Below are 698 nucleotides of genomic sequence, written 5' to 3'. Positions count from 1 at the left end.
CAATAAAGACTCCTTTATTTTGTCTTAAGTTGTCTTGAGCCATCAATATTATCCAACTTACTTATCTTTTCATAAGCCATTTTACAATCATCAAAATTTGGTCTTTGTATTCTTATTGTTGCTTCTTTATCTCCACACTTTACTTTGCAAACCAACATTTTTACTCCTTATTTTTTGTAAATACATTATATATCAATACTTCGCCGTTTTCATTTACATTGCCACCTGCATTGATTGTCCTGCCATCGTCAGATTCTAGTGTAATTTCTATTGATTCGCCTAGCTTGTAGCCCTGTGTAACGATATGCAAATTAACATCGCTTTCTATCTTGGAATCTGTTTTGATTCTCTTACACTCCTCCCCATAGCTAAAATACATTTCTAATATTTCTTTTTGTGAATCTTGCGTGGATTGTGAATTGCTAGAATCTGTGCTTGATTTTGGGTTAGATTCTGCATTAGATTTGTTAGATTTGTTTATAGATTCTGCGTTTTCATTGCCATTTTGCAAATCATTAAAATCATCTGCCACCTACTCATCAACCTCAAATATATCCTTTGCTTTTGGCTCGTCTTGCAGGATTAGCGGTGAGCCTTTGTCAGTGATGACTTGTGAGATAGCTTGGGCTAGGACTATTTTTTGATTGTTTATTTCAAGCATTGTAGAGCAAATCGAAGTGGGGATATTGACTAATTTC

General features: G+C 34.4%; 2 protein-coding genes. Both read right to left on the bottom strand.

Annotation, left to right across the window (positions count from 1 at the left end; translation table 11 throughout):
* Positions 1-14: 14 nt before the first annotated feature.
* Positions 15-158 carry a hypothetical protein gene (locus ACWIX0_RS14030; protein ID WP_454174593.1) on the bottom strand — a complete coding sequence of 48 codons (144 nt, stop codon included), beginning with the start codon at positions 156-158 and terminating at the stop codon, positions 15-17.
* Between the two features lie 2 nt (positions 159-160).
* Positions 161-532 (bottom strand): hypothetical protein, encoded by a 372-nt coding sequence (locus ACWIX0_RS14025; RefSeq protein ID WP_454174592.1) that lies wholly within the window; start codon positions 530-532, stop codon positions 161-163.
* Positions 533-698: the final 166 nt, after the last annotated feature.

The organism is Helicobacter sp. T3_23-1059, assembly GCF_053654515.1.
The sequence above is the reverse complement of the archived record's forward strand: the minus strand, read 5'-3'. Positions and strand labels throughout refer to the sequence as shown.